Here is a 2,894-nt window from a genome sequence, read left to right on the forward strand (position 1 = left end):
GGCCACACCAGACCCTTCTCGTCCGCGTACTGCTCGGCCAGCACGGCCACCAGCCGGGACACCCCGATGCCGTAGGAGCCCATCGTCACCCGAGCGGGCTTGCCGTTCTCCCCGAGGACGTCGAATCCGAAGGCGTCGGTGTACTTGCGACCGAGCTGGAAGATGTGGCCGATCTCGATCCCCCGTTCGAGGGTGAGCGTGCCGTGGCCGTCGGGGGCCTCGTCACCCTCCCTGACCTCCGCGGCCTCGATCGTTCCGTCGGGGGTGAAGTCGCGGCCGCAGACCAGGTCCACGACGTGCCTGCCGGGCTCGTCCGCCCCGGTGATCCACGCGGTCCCCTCGACCACCCTGGGGTCCACCAGGTACCGGACCTCGTGGGCGGCCAGGGCCCCGGGACCGATGTACCCCTTGACGAGGAACGGGTTGGCGGTGAAGTCGGCGTCGTCGAGCACCGCGACCTCGGCGGGCTCGAGGACCGCCTCGAGGCGCTTCATGTCGACCTCGCGGTCCCCGGGCAGGCCCACGCCCAGCAGTTCCCAGTCCCCGCCCGGGGCACGGACCTTGAGCATCACGTTCTTGAGGGTGTCCGCCGCGGTCACCTCGCGGCCGAGTCCCGCTCCGTTGGCCCAGTCGACCAGCGTCGCGATGGTCGGCGTCCCGGGGGTGTCGTGGACGACGGCGGCAGGCAGTCCCTCGAGCGGGCGGGAGGGCGGAACCGGGGTCACGACCGCCTCGACGTTGGCCGCGTAACGCCCGTCGGTCGACCTGACGAAGGTGTCCTCACCCGCCGGGGAGATCGCGAGGAACTCCTCGGACGCCGAACCGCCCATCGCCCCCGAGGTGGCGGCGCAGATCACGTACTCGATTCCCAGGCGGTCGAAGATGCGCTGGTAGGCCTCCCGGTGCACCTGGTACGAGCGCTCGAGACCGGCGTCGTCCAGGTCGAAGGAGTACGAGTCCTTCATGGTGAACTCACGCCCCCGGAGGATTCCCGCGCGGGGTCGCTCCTCGTCCCGGTACTTGGACTGGATCTGGTACAGGGTGACGGGCAGGTCCTTGTACGAGGAGTACTCACCCTGGACCGTGAGCGTGAACAACTCCTCGTGGGTGGGGCCGAGAAGCATGTCGTTGCCCTTGCGGTCCTTGAGACGGAACAGCGCCGGCCCGTACTCGGTCCACCGCCCCGTCGTCTCGTAGGGCTCGCGGGGCAGGAGCGCGGGCAGGCTGATCTCCTGGGCGCCGGAGGCGTCCATCTCCTCTCGCACGACCTGCTCGATCCGCCGGAGGGTGCGCAGACCGAGGGGCAGCCAGGAGTACACGCCGGGCGCGACGCGCCGGATGTAGCCGGCACGGACCAGCAGCTTGTGGCTCAGGACCTCGGCATCGGCCGGGTCGTCGCGGAGCGTGCGCAGGAACAGGTGGGACAGACGCGTGATCACGGTGGTCAAGCCTAGCCGCCCGGGGACCCGCCTCCGGCGCGACGGTAGCCTCGGCCGGGTGCGCATCCTCCTCTCGCCCTCCGAGACCAAGTCCGTCGGCGGGTCGGGCGCCCCCCTGGACCTGGCGTCGCTGTCGCTCCCCGCGCTCACCGACACCCGGCGATCGGTGGCCGGAGCCCTGGTCGCGATGTGCGCCGACGATCCGGACGGCGCACGAACCGCCCTCGGCCTGGGCGACTCGCTCGCCGCCGAGGTGACCCACGACGCGCACCTGTGGTCCTCACCCACCGCGCCCGCGCTCAGCCGGTACACCGGGGTGCTCTACGACGCGCTGGACCAGTCCTCCTTCACCCGCGCCACCCGGTCGCGCGCCGAATCGCGGCTGTGGATCGGGTCGGCGCTGTTCGGACTGCTCGCCGCCGCCGACCCCATCCCCCACTACCGACTCTCGGCGGGGACCCGACTACCCGGACTCGGCACGCTCCGCTCCGTGTGGAAGCCCGCACTCACCGCCGCCACCTCGCAGTGGGCGGACGACCTCGTGATCGATCTCCGGTCAGGGGGTTACCAGCAGTTGGGACCGGTTCCGGGCGCCGTCACGGTCGACGTCGTCACCCAGTACCCGGACGGCACCCGCAAGGTGGTCTCCCACTTCTCCAAGCACCACAAGGGGCTCCTCGCCAGATCGCTCGCGACCTCACGCGCGGAGATGACGGACATCCCGGCGCTGCTGCGGGTGGCCAGGCGGGCCGGACACACGCTCGAGCACGACTCGGCCACCACCCTGACGATGGTGACCCGCCCCTGAGAGCCGCCTCAGGCCCGGGTCAGCACCTGCGGGAGCCCGGCGACCGCACCGACCACCACGATCGCCGGTGGCCGTACGTCATGGCTGGACAGGGTGTCCGCCATGGTCCCGAGGGTGCACCGGTGCGCCAACTGGCCGTCCAGGCTCCCGTCCACGATGATCGCGGCGGGTGTGTCCGCCGACCGCCCACCGGTCATGAGCGACTCCGCGATGGCCGGGGAGTTCTTGACCCCCATGAGGATGACCAGCGTCCCCCGCATCCGTGCCAGGGCCTCCCAGTCGATCAGAGAGCCCGGGTGGCCCGGCGGCAGATGACCCGAGACGATGGTGACCTCATGGGTCATGCCGCGGTTGCTCACGGGGATCCCTGCCAGGGCGGGGACGCTGAGCGCGCTCGACACCCCGGGGACGACACTGCAGGGGATCCCGGCCTCCGCGCAGGCCTGTGCCTCCTCGTATCCCCGCCCGTAGAGGAACGGGTCACCGCCCTTGAGCCGGACGACGAACTTGCCCTCCCGCGCCCGGTCCACGAGTACCTGGTTGATGGCGTCCTGGGCCATGGACCTGCCGTACGGGATCTTCGCCGCGTCGACGATCTCCACGGTCGGACGCAGCTCCCCCAGCGGACGCTGGGGCGCGAGCCGGTC

3 protein-coding genes are annotated in these 2,894 nt (G+C 71.2%); 1 reads left to right on the forward strand and 2 read right to left on the reverse strand.

Annotation, left to right across the window (positions count from 1 at the left end; translation table 11 throughout):
* Positions 1-1,439, reverse strand: a 1,439-nt coding sequence (locus G6026_RS12790) for a proline--tRNA ligase (protein ID WP_347238106.1), incomplete at its 3' end; no start/stop codon positions are given.
* 58 nt (positions 1,440-1,497) lie between these two features.
* On the opposite strand from G6026_RS12790, the gene G6026_RS12795 reads away from it, so the two are divergent.
* Positions 1,498-2,247, forward strand: coding sequence for a peroxide stress protein YaaA (locus G6026_RS12795; RefSeq protein WP_182613394.1), 750 nt, complete (start codon positions 1,498-1,500; stop codon positions 2,245-2,247).
* Between the two features lie 8 nt (positions 2,248-2,255).
* Here G6026_RS12795 and cobA read toward each other — a convergent pair.
* Positions 2,256-2,894 (reverse strand): uroporphyrinogen-III C-methyltransferase (gene cobA / locus G6026_RS12800; RefSeq protein ID WP_182613395.1); only part of this gene is annotated, 639 nt, incomplete at its 5' end.

The sequence above is a fragment of the Dietzia sp. DQ11-38-2 genome (genome assembly GCF_014145055.1).
Taxonomy (GTDB): domain Bacteria; phylum Actinomycetota; class Actinomycetes; order Mycobacteriales; family Mycobacteriaceae; genus Dietzia.